Raw genomic sequence first — 22,021 nt, forward strand, 5'->3', positions numbered from 1 at the left:
GTTACGCTGTCAGCGAGAAAATTCCCGTACTTTGGTCGCGTGAGCGAGTTTCAGTCCGGTCTCTTCCGTCGGGCTCGCGGAATGTTTGAACTGTCGCTGACGATCGCCGTTCTGATGATCCTGACCGCAGCGGTCCCGTTCAGCGTCCAGCCGCGCTGGGCCTGCGGGCTGTTGTGCGTGGGATGGCTCCTCGTCTGGGGGGTCGTCCATCTCGTCAACAGCGTTGTCCGCTTCGTTCCCGCCGTAGGAGCGCTCTACCTCTTCCTGATCGCGGCGTTCCCGATCGCCCGCGTGATGAAGCTGAACTGGCTGGGATTCCAGTCGATCGCCCTCGTCGGCGCCGTCGGGGCCTATGGCCTCGCGATGTTCCACTACATCCCGGCCTACCACGAGCATCGGGAGCTGCAGTCCCGCTTTCCCGCGGTCGACTTGAAGCCGCGGCTGGCGGACGAGCGGCCGCTCCTGACCGCGTCTGGACCGGTGTCGGCGGAGATCGACGCCGCTACCGACGTCAAAGCAGCCGCCAAGTATGACGCCAGGGCACTGCGCGAGCAGGATGACGTCTTCCGACAGTATCTCGATCTCAACACGTTTCGAATCGAACTGGCCAAGAAGGATCGCCGCCTGGCCTTTCGGGCACTGGCGCAGGTCCACGAAGGGTTCGTCGCGGATTTCATCGCCCAGCCGGGTGTGGGGCGGACTCGTCTCCCCGGCGTGAAACTCCTGCGCAAGGACAGCTTCGTTGAGGAAGTGGAAGACGTCCGGCTCGATGTTACTCCCGAACCGATCAGACAGCCTGATTCTCTCGAATCGAGTCCGCTCTCGGCTGGTCGCTCACACTTCCCGGACGAGCCGACTGATGCCGGTTCCCTTCACCCCGCAGCGACGTTCCGGGCCGTATCACACATCACGGAGCGCCCTGAGCTGGAGAGCCTGCACCGGCACAACGTCGCCAACTTCGTGCCGCTGTACTCCCTGGGCGGAGTCGATCGCGATTTGAAAGCTCGAGGCTTCGAGCCCCACGCCTTTCGCCTCTCACCGATGCAGTCGGATGCGGTACCACGTCCGACCAGTTGGCGGCTCTCCCGCCTGGAGCTCGTCAGTCTGCTGAAGCACCGCCCGCCCGCGGTGTACGTTTCCGAGCATCTCCCGGCGATGGAAGAACTGAGAACGGCGCCGACGCGTCCGTTGTCGCCGTTCGAATCGGACGCGATCGCCAAGCTGCTCGGCGGCGAAGATTTGGTGGCTGGATTCGCCAACGAGGGTGACCTGGCGATGGTCGGATCGATTCGGGCGATTGCCGCTTGCCGCGAGTGCCATCAGGTTCCCGTCGGGGGACTGCTCGGCGCCTTTACCTACCGATTGAAGCCCATCCCGGTGGCGCCAGCCGCGGTCCGCCAAGGCGAAGAGCCATTCCCGCCCTCAGCCTCCCCCGAGCCGTAGGCCGCAGCATCGACCGGGTGTCTTTGTCATGGAACGGCCGAACGGAGGAACATGCCCGTGCGATCCACGGGCATGTTGCCGGTCCCGAACGCCATCCGCCGCACGGCTCATTCGCCGCCGGGAATTTCCGGCTCCACGAGGCGGGCCAGCTGGAGAAGCGATTCCTGCCAGCCGAGGTAGCACATTTCCGCCGGGATGGCCGCAGGAAGGCCCTCATGGAGGATCGTCATCTCCGTACCGCAGCTGACCGCTCGCAGCGTGATGGTCTTGGTCATGTTGTCGGTCGCCGGCCCCGGGGCGTCGAACTTGTCGGCGATGCGGATTCGCTCGTTCGGAACCAGCTCGACGAACTTGCTCTCGAACGAATGGCTGTCCCCCGTCCCGAAGTTGATGAACGACATGTGATAGCCGCCCCCCTCGCGAGGGTCGATGCGATGGATCTTCCCCAGAAAGCCGTACGGCGGCAGCCACCGGCACAGGGCGTCCGGGTCGAGAAAGGCCTTGAAAATCCGCTCGGCCGGGGCCCGAAGCACGCGATGCAGCCGAACGGTGTTGGATGAATCCGCCATGGAATATTTCTCCTCAGGAACTGTGAATGACCGTGTTCACAAGGGCGTCGACTGACCGCCCGCGAAATCGACATCGTGAATCGGAAAAATTCCGGATTCCTTTCTGGCCGGTGGAGAGCTCGTCTGGCACATCCATGGGACATACGGCCATTTCAACGTAGAGCGGGGCCATGCGGACTTCAGCGACCGCCGGCGAGGTCAATGAACGTTCCGGTCGCATAGGAGGCCTCCTCGGAGAGAAGCCACACGATGGCGGCGGCCACCTCGTCCGGCTGGCCGCCGCGCTTCATGGGGACTCCCGCCTTGACCCGGTCGACCCGGCCCGGCTCGCCGCCACTGGCGTGGATCTCGGTGTAGATGAAGCCCGGCCGCACGGCGTTCACGCGAATCCCTTCTTCGGCCACTTCCTTCGAGAGGCCGAGCGTCAGCGAGTCGATCGCCCCTTTGGCCGCGGCGTAGTCAACGTACTCCCCCGGCGCTCCGACCCGCGCGGCGACCGACGACACGTTCACGATCGCCCCCCCGCTGCCGCCCCGTCGCGTCGACATACGGCGGACCGCCTCCCGGCAGCAGAGAAACGAGCCGGTGACATTCGCCGCGAAGACGCGCTGCAGCCGCGCCGCGTCCATCGCCTCGACCCGCATCTGGGTCTCCAGAATCCCCGCGTTGTTCACGAGCGCCGTAACCACCCCGAGTTCCGCGTCAACGGTTTCGAACAAACGCACGACATCGGCCTCACTCGCCACGTCCGCCTGAACGGGGAACGCCCGGACTCCCAGCTCCCGACAGTCCGCCACCACGCGATCGGCCGCGTCGCGATTCGCCCGGTAGTTCACGCACACGGCGTAGCCCCGCCGGGCCGCCAGCCGGCATGTCGCCGCTCCGATCCCCCGGCTTCCTCCCGTCACAACGACGATTCGTTCCACTCCACCCTCCTCATCACATGCTCAACGTTCGGCCGAACTCGCGTCGACCCGCGATGGAGTTTAAGAGGCCTCTCCAGGGATGCCCAACTCCCCCCACTCCCGCCCCAGGAGCCTGTTCCCGCCGCCGCGGAGGTGTGGTTACCGATCCGCATGACAGACGGACCACCCGCGTTGAGAGACAAGGATGGCCGCCGGCGGGTAGAGTCCGGACACGTCGTGAACGATTCCAGTCCTGTCACAACTCCGGTGTTCTGATGTCTCGTCTCGCTCCGGGAATTTTCGCCGCGGCCCTCGTGTGCAGTCTGGCGATGGCTGTTGCCGAGGATGTCCCGCTGGAGATCGACGCCCGCATCGCCGTTCCGTCCACGGACTGGCCCTGGTGGCGGGGGCCGCAGCGGAACGGCATCGCGACTCCCGGACAGCCGGTCCCGCTGCAGTGGACCGAGACGAAGAACATCGTCTGGAAGGCTCCCCTTCCCGGACGGGGGCACGGCTCGCCGATCGTCTCGGGGAACCAGGTCCTGCTCCAGACCGCCGAGACGGACCCGCAGGTCCAGTCGGTCGTCTGCCTGGACCGCGGCACCGGAAAGCTCCTGTGGCAGACCCCGGTTCACCACGGCGGCGTCGAGATCAAGCAGAACGAGAAGAGCACCTACGCCAACTCGACTCCCGCCTGCGACGGCGAGCGGATCTTTGTCAATTTCCTGAACGCAGGCGGCATCTACACGACCGCCCTCGACCGCTCGGGAAAACAGATCTGGCAGGTCAAGGTGACGGACTATGTGCTGCACCAGGGCTTCAGCTCCTCCCCGGCGCTCTACCGGTCGCTCGTGATCGTCTCGGCGGACAACAAGGGGACGGGGGCCCTCGCTGCCCTCAATCGCGATACGGGGGAGACGGTCTGGAAGCGGGACCGGCCCGCGCTCCCGAACTACACCTCGCCGATCATCCTCAAGGTCCACGGCCGCGATCAGCTCCTGTTCGTCGGCTGCGATCTGGTGACGAGCCTCGATCCGCTGACCGGCGAGACACTCTGGGAGACCGCGGGGGCCACGACGGAATGCGTGACCTCGACGGTGACCGACGGCAACGTGATCTTCACGAGTGGCGGCTATCCCAAGAACCATCTCGCCGCCATCCGGGCCGATGGATCGGGGGAGCGGGCCTGGGAGAACGGGTCGCGGGTCTACGTCCCTTCGATGGTCCTCTCGGACGGGCACCTCTACGCCATGCTCGACGCCGGGATCGCCCAGTGCTGGGAAGCCTCCACGGGCAAGGAACGATGGAAGGCCCGCGTCGGCGGGACCTTCAGCTCGTCGCTGGTCCTGGCGGATGGAAACGTCTTTGCGACCGACGAAGCGGGGAAGACGACCGTCTTCAAAGCGGATCCCAGGACGTTCGAGCGAGTCGGCGAGAACCAGCTCGGCAACTCGGTGTTCGCCACCCCCGCCATCTGCGACGGCCGAATCTACCAGAGGGTCATCACCGGACAGGACAAAGAGCTCAAAGAGTCCCTCTACTGCATCGGTCAGTAGCCGGTCCCCGCGTCAGGCCGCCGCCGATCGCCTCTACGACGACGGCTTCACCGCATAGTGCTTGAGCAGCCCGCATTGCGGGCACCGGAACGTCGTGATCGGAATCATCGAGCTGGTCTCCAGCTTGAGGTTGCCGGTCAACGTTTTCGCGGTCGCGGTTCCCGGATGCCACTGGCTCTGGATGATGCAGGCGTAGTGATCGGGAACGAAACCGATCTCCAGATCGATCTGGCAATCGGGACATTGGTGTGAGCGTGGCATGTTGTGTCCTCCGCGGTAGCTCCGAAGGGGATTGGCGGAGCATTCCAAGAGACTTTCCGCAGCATCCCATAGAAACGAGACCGGACGCGGACGGGATCACGACAATCCGCCGGACCGCGGGACCGAATCTGCCCCGTCCACCAGTCGTCTTCCTGCGAAGCTGCCCCAACCTCGATTGGGCCACATAGGCTTCCCTCCCTTTTAACGCGACATGATACCCGCGAGCGGCCGGGCGACCGATAATGTGGGCTGCCGCCTCGAAGGCGGTTCCCGTCGGCCGTCCGCTTCCACAGGTGATCCCATGACGTCGAAGACTCTCGCTTCCCTCGTGATCGCATCGTGCCTCGCCTGGACCACCATCGCCGGTGCCGACGGCAAGGCGGAAAGCGCCAAGAGCGAGAAGCCCCCCTTCGACAAGTTCGCGCAGCTGGCCGGCGAGTGGGTCGGGAAGGGGATCCATGGCGATTCCGCCGAAGAGGTCCACGTCGTCTACAAGGTCACCTCCGGCGGCAGCACTGTCGTCGAGACGATCGCCCCCGGGACCGATCACGAAATGATCACGGTCATCCACCAGGACGGCGATGACCTCCTGCTGACGCACTACTGCATGCTCGGCAACCAGCCGCACCTGAAGGCCCTGCCGAAGAAGGGAGAGAACACGATCCCGTTCGAGTTCATCAAGGCGACGAACCTCAAGTCCGAAAAGGACATGCATATGCGGACCGTCACCTACACCTTCGTCGACAAGGACACGCTGAAGTCCGAATGGACGCACTTCAACGACGGAAAAGAAGCGGGCAAGGCAATCATCGAACTGAAGCGGAAGCAGCCGGCCGAGAAGAAGTAGACCGTTCTGGAGCGAAGCAAATAGAGTCGCCCTGTCTGGGCTCACAGCAGCGCGATGACGACCGAGATCATCAGCAGCACGGCGCCGACGAGCCGGAGGAACATGGTCCGGTTCGAGTGCCCTGCCTCGGGACTCGCAGCGAGGCGGCTGAGCCCCCAGGCGAGCAGGACGGACCAGAACCCGCGGAGGGCGTAGACGATGTTGATCCGCGTGGCGTCGCCGTACTGTCCCAGCGAGTAGGAAATGCTCACCGCCTGGGTCGCCATCAGGAGTGCCGCCGGCACGAGGGACTTCATCGCCCCCAACCGGCGGACCCGCGCGGGACTGTCGGCCCACGGAAGCAGCCCGCACGAGAAGAGCCCGGTGAAAACGAACATCGTCACCAGAAACCGTTCGGCCCCGTACCGGCGGCCGCAGATCTGCAGGCCGATGTCGAAGAGCGAGAGGGCGGTCGCGGCGAGGACCGCGAGGAGAATCGTGAGCGCCGCCCGTCCCGCGGACGTCCGTGAGTGCGAGGCGACCTTCCCGCTCGCCTGAACCACCCCGACTCCCACCGCCGCCAGCACCGCCGCGATCCAGATCCGGGTCTCGACGGGCTTCTCCGCCAGGACCGCGCTGAGGATCGCCACGATGATGATCTTCACGCCAAAGACCGGCGTGGCCAGGGAGACGTCGCCATAGTGGAACGCCAGGTACGTGCAGAGCTGACCGGCCACAAAGGCCAAGGCGATCGCCGCCGCGGGCCACCAGGCATCGGGCGACAGCCCTCCCGCCCGCACCAGGCCGAAGGCTCCCCAGAACAGCGCCAGACATAGGTTCGAAAGGGCGGTATTCGTGAAGGGGCTCACCCCGCGAAGGGTCGCCTGCCGGGCCAGCAGGGCGCCGAAGACGAACAGCACACTCGAGAAGAGCGGGAACAGCAGGTGGAGGGAACCGGGCATGTCGGAGCATATCCGGCCCGGGGCCCGTTTCGAATCATGAATTCGTCGCGATGAAGTCGCGAATCAAGCCCTATCGACGGCGGAAAATGACGCCGCGACGCGGCCACGACGAGTTCGATCGTGGCTGGGGAGCCGCCTGGCGATGCTCCCGCTCCCACTGCTCCGCGCCGTAGTTGATCCCGCTGATATTGAAGCTGCGATACGGATTGTTTCGCGAGAGTTCCCCCGCGCCCGCAGAGGCCGGTGCCGCGAGGGCGAAGACCGAGACGGCGAGCAGCGTGCCGACAGACCGGAGAGTCATCGTGGTCACCTTCCTTCTTCTGAAGAGCTTTCGCTTTTGATTTTACGGAATCGATCCAGGCGAAGGGAACCGGTTCCCGGAACCTCACGCTCTATCGTGTGTGCGTCCCGAAAGTCGGTAGAAGACTCCAACGTGGAGAGTCCACAGAATCCCATCGTTTGAGATGATTGACTCGGGAGGGCGAGGCTCCGGCCGAGCCGCGGCGATGGAGGACGTTCTCGGTCGCCCCTTCGCCCCGGTCCGAAGAGAATCGTCGTGGCCGGGGCGTTGCTCAAGGGAAGGGGCGGGAGGTCGAGGCGACCGAAGCGATGCGTTTCGAACCTGCACGGCTCAGCAGGAGCTTCGCCCGCCCAGGCCCATGCGATCAGACGTCTCTGACCGCGAGCCACAACCGACCTTCACACACCGCCTTATCGATCCACCGGGCGGGCTGTCCGGCGTTCACTGTGGCCCGGACGTCGGGCCGAACCGGGACCAGCGATCCCCGGGCCAGTACAGGTAACTCAGCACCCCCACAATCTCACTGTGAGCCACGGGGCCGAACTCCCGACTGTCGATCGAACGGGAGCGGTGGTCTCCCAGCACGTAGTAACACCACAGCGGCACGGTCACCGGCGGACTGTCGCGCGGTCCCTCCTGCTCCGCGGGATCGTCGAGCACCGCATACGCCACGCGATCGGCATGCTCGATCTTCAGTGCCGCGCCGGAAGCCTTTCCCGCCGGGGAGCCATCAGTCGATGCAGGCCCCGGTTCGAGCGGCAGCGGCTGGCCGTTCACGAACACCTTCCCGTCGCGGATCTCGACCGTCTCCCCCGGAAGTCCGATCACCCGCTTGATGAAGCTCTGGCTCCGATTCTGCGGGTTGCGGAAGACGACCACCTCCCCCCGCGACAGCGTCCGGTCGGCGATCCCCAGCTTGGTCACCAGGACCCGGTCCCCCGGCACCAGCGTCGGCACCATCGAGGCGGAGGGGATCCGGAACGCCTCGACGACGTTCGCCCGCAGGAACAGGGCCAGCCCCAGCGCGTAGGGAACCCCCGTCATCGCCAGGAGGACATAGACCGCCGGACGGTTGTAGTCCCGCGGAATGAACTCGGTTCCACGAAGCGCCCGAGCCCGCCGGCGGGCGTCGCCGATCGACCACAGCGAGATGCCGAGGACGGCCGTCAGGCTCGCCAGGAGCAGGATCAGCATGCCGGTGGACGTCGCCGTCAGAGCGGTCGCAACGACGATCGGCCCCAGGAGCAGGCTGAGGCTCAGCAGGATCAACCCGCGGCCCGCCTCGCCGCAGTAGATCTGCCCCAGCCCGCAGCAGAGCATCGAGAGGGACATCGCCACCAGGGGGCTGCGTTCACGTGACGTCGTTGCGGACATGGCTCTCGTCCTCGAAGAACTCGCGGGTGATGGCAGGCTCGTCCCCGGAGGAGGGGACGACGACTCCGGCCAGGCTCGCCAAGCGGACGACCGCCACGACGAGCGAGCAGACAAACAGCAGCAGACAGGCGGCGGCTTCCAACCGATCCCGCATCCGTGGCGGAGCGCGGCGAGGCGATGGTCCAGTCGTCTGCGGCTCCGGCGCGATGGTGTTCATGACCCGGTCCGCCAGATCGGGAGGCGGGGCGGGTGACCGCCGCGAGGCGATCCAGTCCTCGAGAGGATCGTCAGGATTCATGGGGAATCTCCGAACGGAGGCGGGACGGGGCGGCCGCGGGGGTGGATGGGGGCGACATCGCGGCGGCGGGTCGCGGCTCCGGCTGAAAGGCGCGGAGGAGCGTGCGAAGCCGGTCTTTGGCCCGGCTGACGCGGGACTTGATCGTGCCGATCTCGACCGCCTCGATCGTGGCGATCTCGGCGTGCGGCAACTGCTGGATCTCAGCCAGAACGAAGGCGGTCCGCTGGTCGAGCGGCAGGAGGTCGAGCGCTTGGTCGAGGGCCGTCCAGAGTTCGCTCTCGCCGAGCCGTTCGAGTGGCCCGGTGGCGCGAGAGAGGGGATCGGGGACAGTCTCCATGGGGGAAGGAGGGGGGCGACGGCCCAGCACCGAGAGGCATTCGTTGCGGGCGATCGTCAGCAGCCAGGTGGCGAACCGGGCGCGGCGCGGATCAAAGGTTCGCAGGCTGCGGTAGGCCGCCAGGAACGTTTCCTGGGTGACGTCTTCCGCGTCCGTCGGCCGGCGGAGCATGTTGTGTACGAAGGTGAAGACGAGTCTCTCGTGTCGTTCGACGAGACGGCGAAAGGCGGTGGTTTCCCCGGCCAGGACGGTTTCGACGGTTGTCTGGTCGTCGTCCATGTTGGTTGGGGGGGGAAGTTGCGAGAGGCCGCGGAGTCTTTCCTTCGGGCTTATACCGCCCACCGCTGAAAAAGGTTCCCAAGAAAATGCGCGGCCCAACATCACCGGGTCCAGGGGCACCCTGGTCAGGGGGTGCAGGGGGCAGAATGCCCCTTGCCCGCCGGAGGCCTGGCCGTCGAGAGATGTCTGAAGGAGTTTGTATCCAAACGCGGACACCGTGTCGGATGCCCCCTCACCAACCCGCGGGGATTGCGGCACGAGTGTGGAGTCCTCAGCGCCGGTCCCACAAAGGGGACACCCGTTGTGTCCCATAGTTCCTCATGGAAGAGGCCTCCGGCGGCAAGGGGGTGAGACCCCCTTGACCCCGGCTGCCGTTGCACGTTGGGTTTGAGCTATGGGAGTCGTGTCGGCAAGGACGGTGTTCGAGCCGGCCGGATGTCCCACCGCTTTACTTCGAGCCAATCGAAACGACAGACTGCGCCACTCACCGGGCGCTGACGGGAGCCAATAGACCAGGTGCCGCTCTGAGCGGCGGGGGATGTCGATAATGCACCGATGGCTGATCGCTGGAATCCTGTGCCTTCTTTTCACCACAGGCTCCGCCCGCGCGGAGCACGAAGGAAAAGTGCAGATCCTCCTGCTCGGCGACAGCACGACCGAGGGAAGCATCCCCCGGCGGCACGTCCCACAGGGCCCGCACCTGGAAGAGGTCATCCGAAGCCTCCTGGCCGAGGAAAAGGACCTTCCCCCCACGAACGTCATCAACCTCGGCCTGAGCGGCGAGTACATCCAGCGGCTCCTGGAATCGGGCCGGTATGACAAGGTCGCCTCCAAGCTGCCGGGGATCGACTACGTCCTGATCCGCTACGGACTCAACGACAACGCCCGCCGTGACAACTTCGCCGAGAATTTTCCGAAGGACTACCACGACCTGCTCGACCGGCTGCATCGCGACCATCCCCAGGCGGAGCGGATCGTCATGACCGTCATCCCCTATCTCGACGAAGCCTCCTCCGCGCGGGTCAACGCCCTCAATGTTCAGGTCGCGGAGAAGGCGGGGCTTCCGCTGTTCGACATCTATCCCCGTTACGCCGCGGAACTCAAGAACGGCCCGAACATGCTGAACTACCGCCGATTCCCGCTGGCCAAGATCCCGGAGAACCGCCACGAGTTCGTTAAGCCGTTCGTCGTCCCGGGATCCGCGCCGTCGGTGGAAGTCCTCGACAACCGTCTCGACGCCCACTTCGGCCACCTCCCCGGCTGGTACGGCGACCGTCATCCCAACCTCGCCGGATACCACGTCATCGGGGACGAAACGGCCAAGTACCTCGCCCCGCGAATCCGCGAGCGGTTCGTCACTGCAAAGAAGGAACCGACCGACTCACCTCCGGCCGCTGGAAACGGCAGCAAGAACTGAGGGACGGCGGCGAAGAAGCACCGCCCTCTGGCTCATGACTGACAACTAACCACTGACAATTCCTCCCATGACCGCGTACGTCGCACTCCTGCGGGCCGTGAATGTCGGCGGCACCGGCAAGCTCCCCATGACGGACCTGAAACGTCTCTGCGAGGAAGCCGGGTTCCAGTCGGTCCGGACCTATATCGCCAGCGGGAACGTCGTCTTCGACAGTTCCCTCAGCGAGGCGCGGGTCAAGAAGGCCCTTGAGAGCCGAATGGAGGAGTACGCGGGCAAGCCGGTCGGCGTCCTCGTCCGCACCGGCCTCGAGCTGGCCCAGGTCGTGGCGGACAACCCGTTTCCGGACGCCAAGGCGTCGTGGTGCGTCGCGCTGTTTCTGGATGAGGCGCCTCCCAAGGACGCGCTCCAGACCGTCAAGGGGCAGCAGGACGAACAGGTCGCTCTCGGACGCCGCGAGATCTACGTCAACTACGGTGCGGGAATGGGGCGTTCCAAACTGGCCATTCCGGCGGCGAAGGGAGCGACGGCCCGCAACATGAACACCATCGCGAAGCTGGCTCAGATGGCCGAGGAGGTCTCGCCCGCGCCCGCGAAGTCCCGCCCCAAGCGTGGCAAGGCGTAACGGTGGAGGGGTGCGGATCGGTGCGTTCGCCGAATAGTGGCCGGTCGAGGAGTGAGTTGGGTCGCGGTATCTCGAAGCCCATTCTTGCCGGCACAGCGTTGATAGCTCAAACCCAACGTGCCACGGCAGCCGGGGTCAAGGGGGTCACCCCTTGCCGCCGGAGGCGCTTCGATGAGGAACCGTGGTAAGTAACGGGCGTCCCCTTTGTGGAACCGGCGGTGAGAACTTCCCGCTCGCCCTGGACTCCCCGCAGGGTGGTGAGGGGGCATACGGCACGGTGTCCGCGTTTGGACACGATCTCCTTCAGACGTCTCTCGACGGCCAGGCCTCCGGCGGGCAAAGGGGCGTTGCCCCTCTGCACTCCCCACCAGGGGTGCCCCCTGGACCCCGGTTCACTTACGCAATGAATGCTCCCGTGCGGATCCGAGCAGGAACAGCCCGTTGACGCCATCGGGCCGGTTCACACAATGAACGCCCTCGACCCGGTCCCACCTGTCACGACATCACCATGCCGCTGACTCTGTCACGCTCGTTCCTCGTCAACGTCCTCCCCGGCTTCGTGGCCATCGCCCCGTGGGTCATCCTCGTGGCAGTCCACTTCCCCCAGTTCGCCACGCTCTACGAAAAGTTCTCCACGGTCGTGCACGGGGCTCTCGTCGGGGCGGCCATCCTCGTCGGCGCAGTTCTCGAAACCGCCATGACCTACCTCGAGAACAAATGGGATGAAAAGACGCCGAAGGAACTGAATATCGACGAGGACTGGTACGAGTACCTCGCGCTGGAAGTGAAGGACAAACCGATCGGCTTCGACTTCATCTCCCGCAAGGTGACCTCGCTCTACTTCGAGCTCACCATGATCCCCGCCTCCTTCCTCTTCTTCCTCGGACTCGGCCTCCTCCCACGCGTGATGTTTCACGAGCCGGCCCCCATCTATCCAATCGGAGCAACGGTCCTGGCCTTCGCTTCCGCCTGGATGTTCAAGAAGACCGCGCGGCACTCCTTCGACGTGCTGCTGCTGACACGCAAGGAACTCGTGACCCGGATCAAGAGAGCCCAGGCCAACCGCGTCGTCGAGAAAGACTGACGGTCGCTCCCGCCGACAGCGGCGGCGGCGGTCTGCCCCAACGGACGCGAGCCGATCAGTACGGCGTGCGGCCCCCGGTCAGGCCGTACACCTCGCCGGTGATGTAACTCGCCGCGTTCGAAGCGAGCAGCACGTAGACCGGTGCGAGTTCCCCCGGCTGAGCCGGACGCTCGAAGAGCGTGTTGTCTCCGAACTTCTTGGTCTTCTCCTCCGACATCGTCGACGGAATGAGCGGCGTCCAGACCGGCCCCGGAGCGACGGCGTTGACGCGGATTCCCTGCGGCGCAACCAGCTTCGAGAGTGCCTTCGTGAAGCCGATGATGGCGCTCTTGGTCGAAGCGTAGTCCAGAAGGTTCGGGGACGGATCGTAGGCCTGGATCGACGTCGTGTTGATGATGCTGGCTCCCGCCTTCATGTGCGGAACCGCCGCCTTGGCGAGATAAAACATCGCAAAGACGTTCGTGCGGTAACAGCGGTCGATGTGCTCCGCCGTGTAGTCCTCGAGCTTCTCGATCGCTGTCTGAAAGGCCGCGTTGTTCACCAGGACGTCGATCCGGCCGAACTCCTCCATCGCCTGATCGACGAGCTTCCGGCACGTCGCCTCCTCCTGAATGTCCCCGCGGGCCACGATCGCCTTGCGTCCCGCCTCTTCGACCAGCCGCCTGGTCTCGTTGGCGTCGCGATCCTCCGAAAGGTAGGAGATCACGACATCGGCCCCCTCGCGAGCAAAGGCGAGCGCGACCGCACGGCCGATGCCGCTGTCCGCCCCCGTGATGAGAGTTCCGTATCCCTGAAGCCTGCCGGTCCCCTTGTACGACTCTTCGCCGTGGTCCGCCTTCGGCGACATCTTGTCCTCATAGCCCGGATACGGTTGCTGCGGCTGAGGGAAGGGGGGCTGAGCCTCTGCGGTCTTGGGATTCTTCGGGCTTTTAGCTGATGTCGACATCGCGCGTGACTCCGTTCCAGATGGCGGGGTGGCCGCGATCCTCCGGCAAATGATGTACCCCCCGGGCTCCGCCGACCTTGTCCTCTCGGACCACGCATCGCCGTGCGCACCGGTACGCGAGTTGCGACTGGACGCCTCACCGATTGAAGTCCATATCGGAGTACCCAGCTCCCGGAGGCTGCCATGATTCGCTTACTGAAGTCGTCACGTGTCTGGATGGTGGCCCTCCTGCTGGGGAGCCCCAGCTTGAGCTCGGCTCAAGGAACTGCGCCTGACCCCGATCGGAACGGCGCCCCGGGGGCGACGACACAGCCCAATCCCGCCCGCCCGAATCCGCCTCCTCCGAAGCCCTCCGACCTGAACCCGCAACCCGTTCCCCTGGTTCCTCTCGGCGGAACGGTGCAGGGGGGAGGGGCCGCGGTCGTTGAACAGCAGTCCGGCGTTGTCGGGCAACAGTCCGGAACGGTCATTCAGCGGACGACGAACCGGGTGGGAGTTCCGATTACGGGCCTGCCGCGCCGTACGATCTCGATCATGAACGTCGAGCAGATTGACCGGACGCTCGCCGGCAGCCGCGTGGCAGGATCGCCCGAACTGGATGCCTACCTGGCGAACGAACTGATCCTCAACAGTCAGGAGGTCATCGCCCGGGCGCGGTTTGCCGCGGCTCGCACGACGAGCGACGCGGTCAAGCGAACCACCGAGCGGATGATCAGCGACCACACGAACTCGATCACCGCGCTGCAACCCTTTGCCTCCTTCCAGGCGAATCTGCTGCGGCTCGGTGTCGATATCACGGAAGCGGTCAACGAAGCGTCACCACCGCCGAAGGCCACCGCGGCCGGCACTCCGAAACCGGAAGAGGTCGTCCCCGCCCCGGGACAGGTCCAGGCGAACGCCGCCAACCAGGAATCGCCCTACGTGCGGTTCAATCCCAACGGATCGAGCACCGAGCTGATCGACGCCTACCTCGGCCCGAACAAGAGCATCCAGAACCAGCGGATCTTCGCGATCAATTTCCGGACCCGACAGGTCCTGCTCCTGCTGACCCTGCGGGATCTCGATGCCGAGCCGGCCGATCTGTTCGACCAGGCCTTCCTGCGGAACGAGCAGACCAGCCAGACGGATCGTCTCGCCCTGCTGACGGCCGCCGAGGGGAATGTCTCGGGGCCGCTGGGAGAAGTCCTTGCGGCCGAACAGGGAAAGACGGCCCAGCACAAGTCCCTGCTGATGGACCTGCGAGCTCTGCTGGAAGCGAGTCAGAAGCCCACCCCCGCCCCCGCGGCTGAGCCGAAGCTGGACGAACCGCCCAAGCCGCAGCCGTAAGCGGCCCGTCCATCGACGCAACGACATCGAAACCTGCGGTCGCACCAATTCAGCGGCCGTCAGGTTTCGATCGTTTCCAGGGCTGGCTCGTAGCGATGGAGCCAGGCCCGGAGTTCTTCAGGGCGAAGGTACTCCCGGCTCCGCTTGACGAACTCACCGGAGGAGCGGCCGAGGAGCCGCCAGCGGACATCGTCTTCCGCGTCGCGGTCGAGCAACGAGAGGACGAAGCTGCGGCTCTCCTCGGCTCGGCACTGGGCCAGGAACAGGGTGGCGGTCAGCCGTTCGATCGCCCGGCACTCCGGAACCGTGTTCCGGATCAGATCCTGGCCCGATTCGTCGTAATGCCACACAAGGGCAAAGGCGGCGGCGGCCCGCCGCGAAGGATGTGTGGCTGCCACCATGATGTGTCGCAGGGCGGTGACCGCTTTGTCCGTCCCGAGGGCGCACAGCGCCATGACGCAGGACTCGTGGTCGTCCCCGTCGAGTCCGAGTGCCGATTCCAGGCAGGCGGAGACGATCATCTCATCCCCTGCGAGCCCGCGGCAGTGAAGACCGAGCGGCGTCGCGGCGAGTTCAGGACGCTGGATCACCAGTTCCCGCACCGCCATACCCTCGGGCGTTTCCGCGAAGCCGACGGAGCAGGGGCCCCGTGTCGCGGTGCCGAACCGCATCTCGTCGGGAAGGGCGTCCATGAGGGCATGGATCAGGTGCCGCAGCACCTGGGCCTGGTCCCGCGAAGCGCCCGCCAACAACTCCGCTACCAATTCTGCAATGGACTTCATGACGATCTCACTGCCGGTTCGATACGTCGAAGCCCTCCTGGCCCTGCCTGCGGATTGATCCTCAAAGCCCGCTCCACCCTCCGTCGGCTCACGCGGCCACTCGGAGAGTGCCCGGTCAGTCTGAGCCCTCCCTCCGACGGTGGTCAAGACCGGTCCCGCCCCGATCGGAGATTCCAGGGTTGCAATCGGCAAACCAGGGATCCTCCGGGTGGGATCGCGACACCGCCGATGAGTGTCGCGGCCCCCCCAGCGCTGGATGCGGTTCGGCCAGCCTCAGGCCACGGTGTCCCGCTCCACCCAGTACAGCTGCTTGTGCCCGTACGATTCCAGCTCCGCGGCGATTCGGTCCGCCTCCGGCCGCGGGAGGTGCGACTCGACCAGAAACCGGTTGCCGTTGTCGTCCTGGCGGTAGACGGACCAACCGGCCGGATCTTTTGCCCGCTCCTCGGGTTCGGTCGGCGGCGCGGCGTCAGAAGTGGAGGTCACGGTGAAGTTCTCCGGCGGACTCCTCACGACGCGTTCACCCGAACAGAACGCAGATCCATCTGACGGCGGACGGCGGCTGCCGTCAAGCCACGGCATTTGCCGACACGCCGAAGGACGTGGGTCGCCGCCCTCGATCAACTGAAACGTCCGCGGGCGGAACCATCGGGGTGGCGAGCGACGACGTAGCGGGTTTCGATCCCCCTCCCGCCCGGACGCCATGTCGGCCGCCGGAGTGTTTTCCCGGGATCGACTCCCTTACACTCGCCTCCGCGCGTCCCGGATCCCCTTCAGAGAAACCGCCGGCATGCCGGATCCCGCTGATCTCCCCGCACACGCGACGGCCCACCCAGACTCTGCGCGTCGCGAGCGGGTGATCGTGAGCGCGCTGTTCATTGCCGCGGCGATCTGGATCGCGTATCGGCTCTTCACCGGCGGGATGGGCTACGCCTACGTGTCGGACCTCAACGGCGTCGTCTCCGAAGCGTCCTACAACGACTTCGCCGCCGGGACCGCCCAGTTCAGCCTCCCCCGCACGATCGGAATCTGGACAGCCGCCTTCTTCACCCTGGCGGTGTTCTCGTTCCTCTATCGCGACAACGTCTTCTACAAGGTGACGGAGGCGATCTTCGTCGGCGTCTCGGCCGCGTACTGGATGGTCGTCGGCTTCTGGACGGTTCTTGTCCCGAATCTCTTTGCCAAACTCGCCCCGGCGGAGGTCCATGCCTGGGCCATGCCGGGCCTGTCACCTCTCCGGGAACAGCACTGGTACATCAACCTCATCCCGCTGGTCCTGGGGGTCATGCTGCTGTGGCGGCTTGCGCCCCGCGGGACGTGGATTGCGAGGTGGCCGCTGGCCTTCATTATCGGGACGACGGCCGGTCTGCGGCTCGTGGCGTTCCTGCAGGCGGACTTCCTCAGTCAGATCCGGGCCAGCGTTCCGGAGTTCGCCTTCGTCTCGCAGGACAGCCTCTGGAAGGTGATTGAGGACCTGCTTACGGTCACGTGCACGCTGGCGGCTCTGGCGTACTTCATCTTCTCGGTCGAGCACAAGGGGACGCTCGGGAAGGTGACGCGGGCGGGGGTCTGGATCCTGATGATCACCTTCGGGGCCGCGTTCGCGAATACGGTCATGGCCCGTATCGCTCTGTTGGGGATCCGGTTCGAGTTCCTGTTTGACGACTGGCTGTGGCTGGTCGATCCTCAGGGGACGCGGATCGGCCAATAGCCGGTCTCGAACAGCGTTCTTGCCGGCACGACGTCCATCGCTCAAACCCAACGTGCCACGGCAGCCAGGGGTCAAGGGGGCCACGTCCCCTTGCCGCCGGAGGCGCTTCCCTGAGGAACCGCGGTAAACAACGGACGTCCCTCTTGTGGGACCGGCGTTGAGGACTCCACGCTCGCTCCGCAGTCCCCGCGGGTTGGCGAGGGGGCATCCGGCACGTCATCCGCGTCTGGACACTCACTCCTTCAGATATCTCTCGACGGCCAGGCCTCCGGCGGGCAAGAGGGCGTTGCCCCCTTGCATCCCCCACCAGGGGTTACCCCCCTGGACCCCGGTGAACAGCTCCCTTCGCTGTTCTCGCACCAGATCACCGACTACCCTCACCCACTCCACCGTGCCGCCTCTTCCCAAGGGTTCCCGAATGCTCCGCTCGTCCTGGCTGGGAGTGCTGTTGTGGTGTCTCGCCGCCGGTCTCGTCGCCCCAGCCTCCGGAGACGAGAAACCCGCAGCACCAACCGAGGATGACTACTACCCGATCACCCGCTTCGAAACGCCCGAAGGCCCCGTCCTGGAAGCAGGCGCCTTCCAGCTCATGCCGGACGGACGGATGGCGGTCTCAACCCGCCGCGGCGAGATCTGGATGATCTCCGATCCACTCGCCAAAGAGGTCAAAGCCAGCCAGTTCAAGCGGTTCGCCCACGGCCTGCATGAAGTCCTCGGCCTCGCGGAGAAAGACGGCTGGCTCTACGTCACCCAGCGGTGCGACGTCTCCCGGCTCAAAGACACCAACGGCGACGGCGCGGCCGACGTCTTCGAAGTCGTCAACGACGGCTGGGAGATCAATGGCGACTACCACGAATACGGCTTCGGCTCCAAGTTCGACAAGGACGGCAACCTGTGGGTCGTCCTCTGCCTCACCGGCTCATTCAGCAGCGAGGTCAAGTACCGCGGCTGGGGCCTGCGGATCACGCCGGACGGAAAACTGATCCCCTCGACCAGCGGCATCCGCTCACCGGGCGGGATCGGCTTCAACGCCACCGGAGACCTCTTCTACACCGACAACCAGGGCCCCTGGAACGGGACCTGCGAACTGAAACTCCTGGAGCCCGGCAAGTTCGTCGGCCACCCGGGGGGCTTCAAATGGTACGACCTCCCCGAAGCCCAGGCGGCGATGGGCAAGAAGCCGCAGGAACCGGTGAGCGGCAGCCGCTTCGCCACCGAAGCCAAGAAGATCCCCGAATACCTCCCGCCCGTGATCCTCTTCCCGTACGCAAAAATGGGACAGTCGGCGAGCGGCGTCGCCTGCGACACCACGGGGAAGTTCGGTCCGTTCCGGAACCAGATGTTCGTCGGCGACCAGACCTTCAGCACCGTTATGCGGTGTTACCTCGAGAAGGTGAACGGCCGCTACCAGGGAGCGTGCTTCAACTTCCGGAGCGGGATCGGGTCGGGCACGCTGCCGATCGAATTCACGCCGGACGGTTCGATGTTCGTCGGCGGCACGAACCGCGGCTGGGGGTCGCGAGGGAACAAGCCGTTCAGCATCGAGCGGATCGGCTGGACCGGTAAGGTCCCCTTCGAGATCCAGGAGATGCGGGCCAAGCCGGACGGCTTCGAGCTCGTCTTCACGCAACCGGTCGATCCGGCGACCGCGGGCAACATCGCCTCCTACAAGCTCCAGACCTATACCTACATCTTCCAGGCCAGCTACGGCAGCCCGGAAGTCGATCACACCGAGCCGACGATCGAAAGCGCGACCGTCAGCGGCGATGGAAAGAGCGTGACGCTCAAGGTGAAGGGGCTGATGGAAGGGCACGTCCACGAGCTGCACTCCGAGGGAGTCCGCTCGAAGGAGAATCTCCCGCTCCTGCATCCCGAGGCGTACTACACGATGATGCAGATTCCGGCGTCATGAGCGGCATGCAGGACGTCATCATCATCGGCGGCGGACTGGCGGGACTCGCCGCCGCGACCGCGCTCGCCGAGCAGGGGCTGCGGCCGCTGTTGCTCGAATCCCGCGACCGGCTTGGCGGCCGGGCGAGTTCATTCGAGGACGCCCGGCAGGGCGAGACGATCGACAACTGCCAGCACGTCAGCATGGGCTGCTGCACGGCCCTGGCCCAGTGGTGCCGGAGCGTCGGGATCGCGGACCTGTTCCGCGTCGAGCCGGAGCTGACGTTCATCGGCCCCGAGGGACAGCAGTGCCGGTTCTCGGCCGACCGACTTCCGGCGCCGTTTCATCTCACGCGGGCCTTTGCCCGTCTGACCTACTTCTCGTGGGGGGAGCGGTTCCGCCTCGCGCTCGGCCTGCGAAAGCTCGCGAGGACGCCCGCTGAAACGCTCCGAGGACGCTCGTTCCTCACATGGTTGCAAGAGAACGGCCAGGGACCGCGGCTGCAGGAGCGGTTCTGGCACGTCGTTCTCGTCAGCGCCATCAGCGAGACGCTGGACCAGATCGACGCGGCCCACGCCCGCAAGGTCTTCGTCGACGGCTTCCTCGCCAACCGCCGCGCCTGGGAAGTCCACATCCCGCAGGTTCCTCTCGGCGACCTCTACGGCCCGCGCGTCCAGTCGCGGCTCGCGGCCCTCGGCGGCGAGGTCCGGCTGCTCGCGGGAGTCGAGCGCGTGGAACTGGCCGGGGAGGGGGAAGCCGCGGGGATCACGCTTCGGAACGGCGAGCGGCTGGAGGCCCGCGACATCGTGGCGGCCGTTCCGCATCACCGCGTTCTCGACCTGCTGCCGGAGTCTGTTGCCGCCAGCCCGTTCTTCTCGCGGATCGCGCGGATCGAGAGTGCCCCGATCGCCAGCGTCCACCTCTGGTTCGACCGGCCGATCACCGATCTCCCGCACGCGACGCTGATCGGGACGCTATCGCAGTGGGTTTTCCGGAGACCGTCGGAGGAAAGTCCACCGGCGGTTTCGGCGCAGTCGAACGAGGGAACGGAGGCCGAGGGCAACGGACCGCGCGGCGCTTACTATCAGGTCGTCATCAGCGCCAGCCGCGGCGTGCGGGAGCAGGGGCAGGAGGCGACGATCGCCGCGGTGGTCGAGGAATTGTCGCGAGTCTGGCCCGTCGCCCGCGGGGCGCGGCTGCTCCATGGCCGCGTCGTCATCGAGCAGAAGGCGGTCTTCTCGGCCCGGCCGGGGATCGACGAGCTCCGGCCGCCGCAGACGACGCCGATCTCGGGCCTGCACCTCGCGGGGGATTGGACGCACACCGGGTGGCCGTCGACGATGGAGGGGGCGGTCCGGAGCGGCTATCTGGCAGCCGAGAGTATTCTTCGCCGCCGCGGTGCGCCGCGGTCGATCCTGCCGCCGGATCTCCCGGTGGAGCCGCTGGCCCGCTGGGCGTTCGGCCTCTGATCGGAGAATGCGTAACACCGCTCCCCCAGAACCGGGTCCAGGGGCACCCTGGTGGGGAGTGCAGAGGGGCAACGCCCCTTTGCCCGCCGGAGGCCTGGCCGTCGAGAGATGCCTGAAGGAGTGAGTGTCCAAGCGCGGACGCCGTGCCGTATGCCCCCTCACCAACCCGCGGGGATTCCGAAGCGAGCGGGGAGTGCTCAACGCCGGTACCACAAAACGGACGTCCGTTGTGTACCACGGTTCCACATGGAAGCGCCTCCGGCGGCAAGGGGGCGTGGCCCCCTTGACCCCGGCTGCCGTAGTACGTTGGGTTTGAGCGAGCAAAGCCGTGCCGGCAAGGACGCGGTTCACGACCACAACGGTCAGAAGTTCGTCTTCGGCTTGCTAGTCGGCGTCGTCGCGCCCGGAGGAAGCGCCGAGTTCGGAGGAGCGGCCGACGGAGCCGCCGCCGGCGTCGTACCAGGCGAACGAGCGACGGTTCCCGCCGCCACGCCGCCGCGCGGCGTCAGACGGTTGCCGTCGACCAGCGGAATCGAACTCTTGACGATCAGCTCGTCCTTGGGACCGAAATCCCCGCTGATGAAGATCCGGTCATCGCCGATCTGCCCCAGCGTCTGGACCTTGATGTCGCGAACGATGCCGTCGCGGACCACCTGGACCTTCCGGCTGCCGTCGTCACCGTTCGCCAGCGTCGCCGTCGAGACCTCGACCACCGGGAACCGCGGGATCAGCGGGCTGTAGACCGTTTGCCCCGCCTGGAACTTTCCGGAGGCATTGTCGATCGTCGCCCGGCCGGTTCCGACCGCCAGGAACAACTCGCGGATCTTGTCCATTTCGGGCGTCAGGGGAAGGACCGTCGCCAGCTTCATCTGGGCCGGCTGGTCCTCGATCTTGACCGCCACGTTGTCCCCGGCCTTCTGAGCCCGACGGTCGACCGGCAGCTCCGCAACGAGCTGCGAACTGTCGATGATCGTCGCCAGCGCCTGGCCGGCCCGGACGTATTCCCCTTCCGCGACGTGAAGCTTCACGACCCGTCCGGCGAAGGGGGCCTTGATCGACGCCTGCTGCACCCGCAGTTCGGCGATGTCGAAGTCCGCTTTGGCGACCTGAACGCGAGCCTCGGCCGCCTCCTTGGCCGGTCCGGTGACCGCGGCGACTTCCGCTTCCGCGGCGCGGAGCGCCGCCTGGGCCCGCGTCACGGCGAGCTGCAGGAGCTTGGTGTCGAGCCGCAGGACTTCCGCCTGCGAGGCCGCCTGGTCGCCCAGCTTCATGAGGATCGACGTCACGGTCGTATCGAGCGGCGAAGCGAGCGTGATTTCGCGGAACGGCGCCAGATGGAGCGGGACCTGATACGAGGTCGGATCGCGGAGGACGAGCGGAGCCCGGTCGACGACCGCCTCCTTGGGGTCCGCGGCCTTTGTGGTGGCCGAGGGAATGGGAGTGTCCTGGGCTTGGGCAAACCCGACAGGGATCACGCCGAAACCGATTGCGAGCCCGGCAAACACGGACGACAGCGACCTGACGGACGGCATCTGACCCTCGAGCGAAAAGAACTTGGCAAACGGGACGGGAATGAACGGGAGTTCGGCAGCTTCCTGATGATCAAGGTACGGCATGGTCTGGCGGCGTTGCAACTTGGAGGGCTCTCGCCGGTCGTCTTGG

At 65.9% G+C, this 22,021-nt stretch carries 22 protein-coding genes; 10 read left to right on the forward strand and 12 right to left on the reverse strand.

The features are described from left to right. The first annotated feature begins 81 nt into the window (after positions 1-81). Positions 82-1,443: a hypothetical protein gene (locus VT03_RS08140; RefSeq protein WP_075092530.1), complete on the forward strand. Its 1,362-nt coding sequence runs from the start codon at positions 82-84 to the stop codon at positions 1,441-1,443. A 107-nt stretch (positions 1,444-1,550) separates the two neighbouring features. Here the strand turns inward: VT03_RS08140 and VT03_RS08145 are convergent, their stop codons facing one another. Together VT03_RS08145 and VT03_RS08150 are read right to left on the reverse strand one after the other, a co-directional pair. Beyond that, positions 1,551-2,012, reverse strand: a complete 462-nt coding sequence (locus VT03_RS08145) for an SRPBCC family protein (RefSeq protein ID WP_075092531.1) — start codon at positions 2,010-2,012, stop codon at positions 1,551-1,553. Positions 2,013-2,191: 179 nt separating this feature from the next. Further along, on the reverse strand, positions 2,192-2,938 hold the full coding sequence (locus VT03_RS08150) for an SDR family oxidoreductase (RefSeq protein ID WP_075092532.1): 747 nt from the start codon (positions 2,936-2,938) through the stop codon (positions 2,192-2,194). A 254-nt stretch (positions 2,939-3,192) separates the two neighbouring features. On the opposite strand from VT03_RS08150, the gene VT03_RS08155 reads away from it, so the two are divergent. Then, on the forward strand, positions 3,193-4,473 hold the full coding sequence (locus tag VT03_RS08155; protein ID WP_082846032.1) for a PQQ-like beta-propeller repeat protein: 1,281 nt from the start codon (positions 3,193-3,195) through the stop codon (positions 4,471-4,473). A 33-nt stretch (positions 4,474-4,506) separates the two neighbouring features. Here the strand turns inward: VT03_RS08155 and VT03_RS08160 are convergent, their stop codons facing one another. Next, positions 4,507-4,734 carry a hypothetical protein gene (locus VT03_RS08160; RefSeq protein ID WP_156514353.1) on the reverse strand — a complete coding sequence of 76 codons (228 nt, stop codon included), beginning with the start codon at positions 4,732-4,734 and terminating at the stop codon, positions 4,507-4,509. Between the two features lie 301 nt (positions 4,735-5,035). Here VT03_RS08160 and VT03_RS08165 point away from each other — a divergent pair, with 301 nt between their 5' ends. Continuing rightward, positions 5,036-5,581 (forward strand): hypothetical protein, encoded by a 546-nt coding sequence (locus VT03_RS08165; protein WP_075092534.1) that lies wholly within the window; start codon positions 5,036-5,038, stop codon positions 5,579-5,581. A gap of 41 nt (positions 5,582-5,622) precedes the next feature. Here the strand turns inward: VT03_RS08165 and VT03_RS08170 are convergent, their stop codons facing one another. The 5 genes from VT03_RS08170 to VT03_RS08190 form a co-directional block, all read right to left on the reverse strand. Beyond that, complete coding sequence (locus VT03_RS08170) at positions 5,623-6,522, reverse strand: EamA family transporter (protein WP_075092535.1); 900 nt, start codon at positions 6,520-6,522, stop codon at positions 5,623-5,625. 70 nt (positions 6,523-6,592) lie between these two features. Then, complete coding sequence (locus tag VT03_RS08175) at positions 6,593-6,823, reverse strand: hypothetical protein (protein WP_075092536.1); 231 nt, start codon at positions 6,821-6,823, stop codon at positions 6,593-6,595. 441 nt (positions 6,824-7,264) lie between these two features. Further along, the gene (gene lepB / locus VT03_RS08180; protein WP_082846033.1) at positions 7,265-8,197 is read right to left on the reverse strand and encodes a signal peptidase I; all 933 of its coding nucleotides are present in this window, start codon (positions 8,195-8,197) and stop codon (positions 7,265-7,267) included. After that, a complete protein-coding gene (locus VT03_RS08185) occupies positions 8,175-8,495 on the reverse strand; it encodes an anti-sigma factor (protein WP_075092538.1) in 321 nt (106 codons plus the stop codon). The genes lepB and VT03_RS08185 overlap by 23 nt, the downstream gene beginning before the upstream one ends. Continuing rightward, a complete protein-coding gene (locus VT03_RS08190) occupies positions 8,485-9,111 on the reverse strand; it encodes an RNA polymerase sigma factor (RefSeq protein ID WP_075092539.1) in 627 nt (208 codons plus the stop codon). Before VT03_RS08190 ends, VT03_RS08185 begins: the two co-directional genes overlap by 11 nt. A gap of 547 nt (positions 9,112-9,658) precedes the next feature. On the opposite strand from VT03_RS08190, the gene VT03_RS08195 reads away from it, so the two are divergent. From VT03_RS08195 to VT03_RS08205, 3 genes are all read left to right on the forward strand, one after another. Next, positions 9,659-10,528, forward strand: coding sequence for an SGNH/GDSL hydrolase family protein (locus VT03_RS08195; RefSeq protein WP_075092540.1), 870 nt, complete (start codon positions 9,659-9,661; stop codon positions 10,526-10,528). Between the two features lie 67 nt (positions 10,529-10,595). Then, positions 10,596-11,150, forward strand: coding sequence for a DUF1697 domain-containing protein (locus VT03_RS08200; protein ID WP_075092541.1), 555 nt, complete (start codon positions 10,596-10,598; stop codon positions 11,148-11,150). 508 nt (positions 11,151-11,658) lie between these two features. Next, positions 11,659-12,234, forward strand: a complete 576-nt coding sequence (locus VT03_RS08205) for a hypothetical protein (protein ID WP_075092542.1) — start codon at positions 11,659-11,661, stop codon at positions 12,232-12,234. A gap of 55 nt (positions 12,235-12,289) precedes the next feature. Here VT03_RS08205 and VT03_RS08210 read toward each other — a convergent pair whose 3' ends face one another. Next, positions 12,290-13,180 carry an SDR family oxidoreductase gene (locus VT03_RS08210; RefSeq protein WP_075092543.1) on the reverse strand — a complete coding sequence of 297 codons (891 nt, stop codon included), beginning with the start codon at positions 13,178-13,180 and terminating at the stop codon, positions 12,290-12,292. Positions 13,181-13,363: 183 nt separating this feature from the next. On the opposite strand from VT03_RS08210, the gene VT03_RS08215 reads away from it, so the two are divergent. Next, positions 13,364-14,506: a hypothetical protein gene (locus tag VT03_RS08215; RefSeq protein ID WP_156514354.1), complete on the forward strand. Its 1,143-nt coding sequence runs from the start codon at positions 13,364-13,366 to the stop codon at positions 14,504-14,506. Between the two features lie 59 nt (positions 14,507-14,565). On the opposite strand, the gene VT03_RS08220 is transcribed toward VT03_RS08215, so the two are convergent. Both VT03_RS08220 and VT03_RS33285 read right to left on the reverse strand, forming a co-directional pair. Continuing rightward, positions 14,566-15,288 carry a hypothetical protein gene (locus VT03_RS08220; RefSeq protein ID WP_156514355.1) on the reverse strand — a complete coding sequence of 241 codons (723 nt, stop codon included), beginning with the start codon at positions 15,286-15,288 and terminating at the stop codon, positions 14,566-14,568. 273 nt (positions 15,289-15,561) lie between these two features. Next, the gene (locus VT03_RS33285; protein WP_075096999.1) at positions 15,562-15,774 is read right to left on the reverse strand and encodes a hypothetical protein; all 213 of its coding nucleotides are present in this window, start codon (positions 15,772-15,774) and stop codon (positions 15,562-15,564) included. Between the two features lie 376 nt (positions 15,775-16,150). Here VT03_RS33285 and VT03_RS08230 point away from each other — a divergent pair, with 376 nt between their 5' ends. The 3 genes from VT03_RS08230 to hpnE all read left to right on the forward strand — a co-directional run bounded on the left by VT03_RS08230 (position 16,151) and on the right by hpnE (position 20,359). Further along, positions 16,151-16,999: a hypothetical protein gene (locus VT03_RS08230; protein WP_156514356.1), complete on the forward strand. Its 849-nt coding sequence runs from the start codon at positions 16,151-16,153 to the stop codon at positions 16,997-16,999. A gap of 418 nt (positions 17,000-17,417) precedes the next feature. Next, a complete protein-coding gene (locus VT03_RS08235; protein WP_075092546.1) occupies positions 17,418-18,911 on the forward strand; it encodes a PQQ-dependent sugar dehydrogenase in 1,494 nt (497 codons plus the stop codon). Then, entirely contained in the window at positions 18,908-20,359 is a 1,452-nt protein-coding gene (gene hpnE, locus VT03_RS08240; RefSeq protein ID WP_075092547.1) for a hydroxysqualene dehydroxylase HpnE, read from the forward strand. Before VT03_RS08235 ends, hpnE begins: the two co-directional genes overlap by 4 nt. Positions 20,360-20,721: 362 nt before the next feature. Here hpnE and VT03_RS08245 read toward each other — a convergent pair whose 3' ends face one another. After that, a complete protein-coding gene (locus tag VT03_RS08245; protein ID WP_075097001.1) occupies positions 20,722-21,891 on the reverse strand; it encodes an efflux RND transporter periplasmic adaptor subunit in 1,170 nt (389 codons plus the stop codon). Positions 21,892-22,021 lie beyond the last annotated feature (130 nt).

It is taken from the genome of Planctomyces sp. SH-PL14 (genome assembly GCF_001610835.1).
In the GTDB taxonomy this organism is placed as follows: domain Bacteria; phylum Planctomycetota; class Planctomycetia; order Planctomycetales; family Planctomycetaceae; genus Planctomyces_A.

Bases quoted from the DNA above. Each gene is read 5' to 3' on its own strand.
- VT03_RS08215 (WP_156514354.1), top strand. From the start codon at position 13,364: ATGATTCGCTTACTGAAGTCGTCACGTGTCTGGATGGTGGCCCTCCTG.
- VT03_RS08145 (WP_075092531.1), bottom strand. From the start codon at position 2,012: ATGGCGGATTCATCCAACACCGTTCGGCTGCATCGCGTGCTTCGGGCC.
- VT03_RS08205 (WP_075092542.1), top strand. From the start codon at position 11,659: ATGCCGCTGACTCTGTCACGCTCGTTCCTCGTCAACGTCCTCCCCGGC.
- VT03_RS08235 (WP_075092546.1), top strand. From the start codon at position 17,418: ATGCTCCGCTCGTCCTGGCTGGGAGTGCTGTTGTGGTGTCTCGCCGCC.
- VT03_RS08195 (WP_075092540.1), top strand. From the start codon at position 9,659: ATGCACCGATGGCTGATCGCTGGAATCCTGTGCCTTCTTTTCACCACA.
- VT03_RS08245 (WP_075097001.1), bottom strand. From the start codon at position 21,891: ATGCCGTCCGTCAGGTCGCTGTCGTCCGTGTTTGCCGGGCTCGCAATC.
- VT03_RS08165 (WP_075092534.1), top strand. From the start codon at position 5,036: ATGACGTCGAAGACTCTCGCTTCCCTCGTGATCGCATCGTGCCTCGCC.
- VT03_RS08220 (WP_156514355.1), bottom strand. From the start codon at position 15,288: ATGAAGTCCATTGCAGAATTGGTAGCGGAGTTGTTGGCGGGCGCTTCG.
- VT03_RS08210 (WP_075092543.1), bottom strand. From the start codon at position 13,180: ATGTCGACATCAGCTAAAAGCCCGAAGAATCCCAAGACCGCAGAGGCT.
- VT03_RS08190 (WP_075092539.1), bottom strand. From the start codon at position 9,111: ATGGACGACGACCAGACAACCGTCGAAACCGTCCTGGCCGGGGAAACC.
- VT03_RS08170 (WP_075092535.1), bottom strand. From the start codon at position 6,522: ATGCCCGGTTCCCTCCACCTGCTGTTCCCGCTCTTCTCGAGTGTGCTG.
- VT03_RS08185 (WP_075092538.1), bottom strand. From the start codon at position 8,495: ATGAATCCTGACGATCCTCTCGAGGACTGGATCGCCTCGCGGCGGTCA.
- VT03_RS08155 (WP_082846032.1), top strand. From the start codon at position 3,193: ATGTCTCGTCTCGCTCCGGGAATTTTCGCCGCGGCCCTCGTGTGCAGT.
- VT03_RS08160 (WP_156514353.1), bottom strand. From the start codon at position 4,734: ATGCCACGCTCACACCAATGTCCCGATTGCCAGATCGATCTGGAGATC.
- VT03_RS08140 (WP_075092530.1), top strand. From the start codon at position 82: ATGTTTGAACTGTCGCTGACGATCGCCGTTCTGATGATCCTGACCGCA.
- VT03_RS08200 (WP_075092541.1), top strand. From the start codon at position 10,596: ATGACCGCGTACGTCGCACTCCTGCGGGCCGTGAATGTCGGCGGCACC.
- VT03_RS08175 (WP_075092536.1), bottom strand. From the start codon at position 6,823: ATGACTCTCCGGTCTGTCGGCACGCTGCTCGCCGTCTCGGTCTTCGCC.
- lepB (WP_082846033.1), bottom strand. From the start codon at position 8,197: ATGTCCGCAACGACGTCACGTGAACGCAGCCCCCTGGTGGCGATGTCC.
- hpnE (WP_075092547.1), top strand. From the start codon at position 18,908: ATGAGCGGCATGCAGGACGTCATCATCATCGGCGGCGGACTGGCGGGA.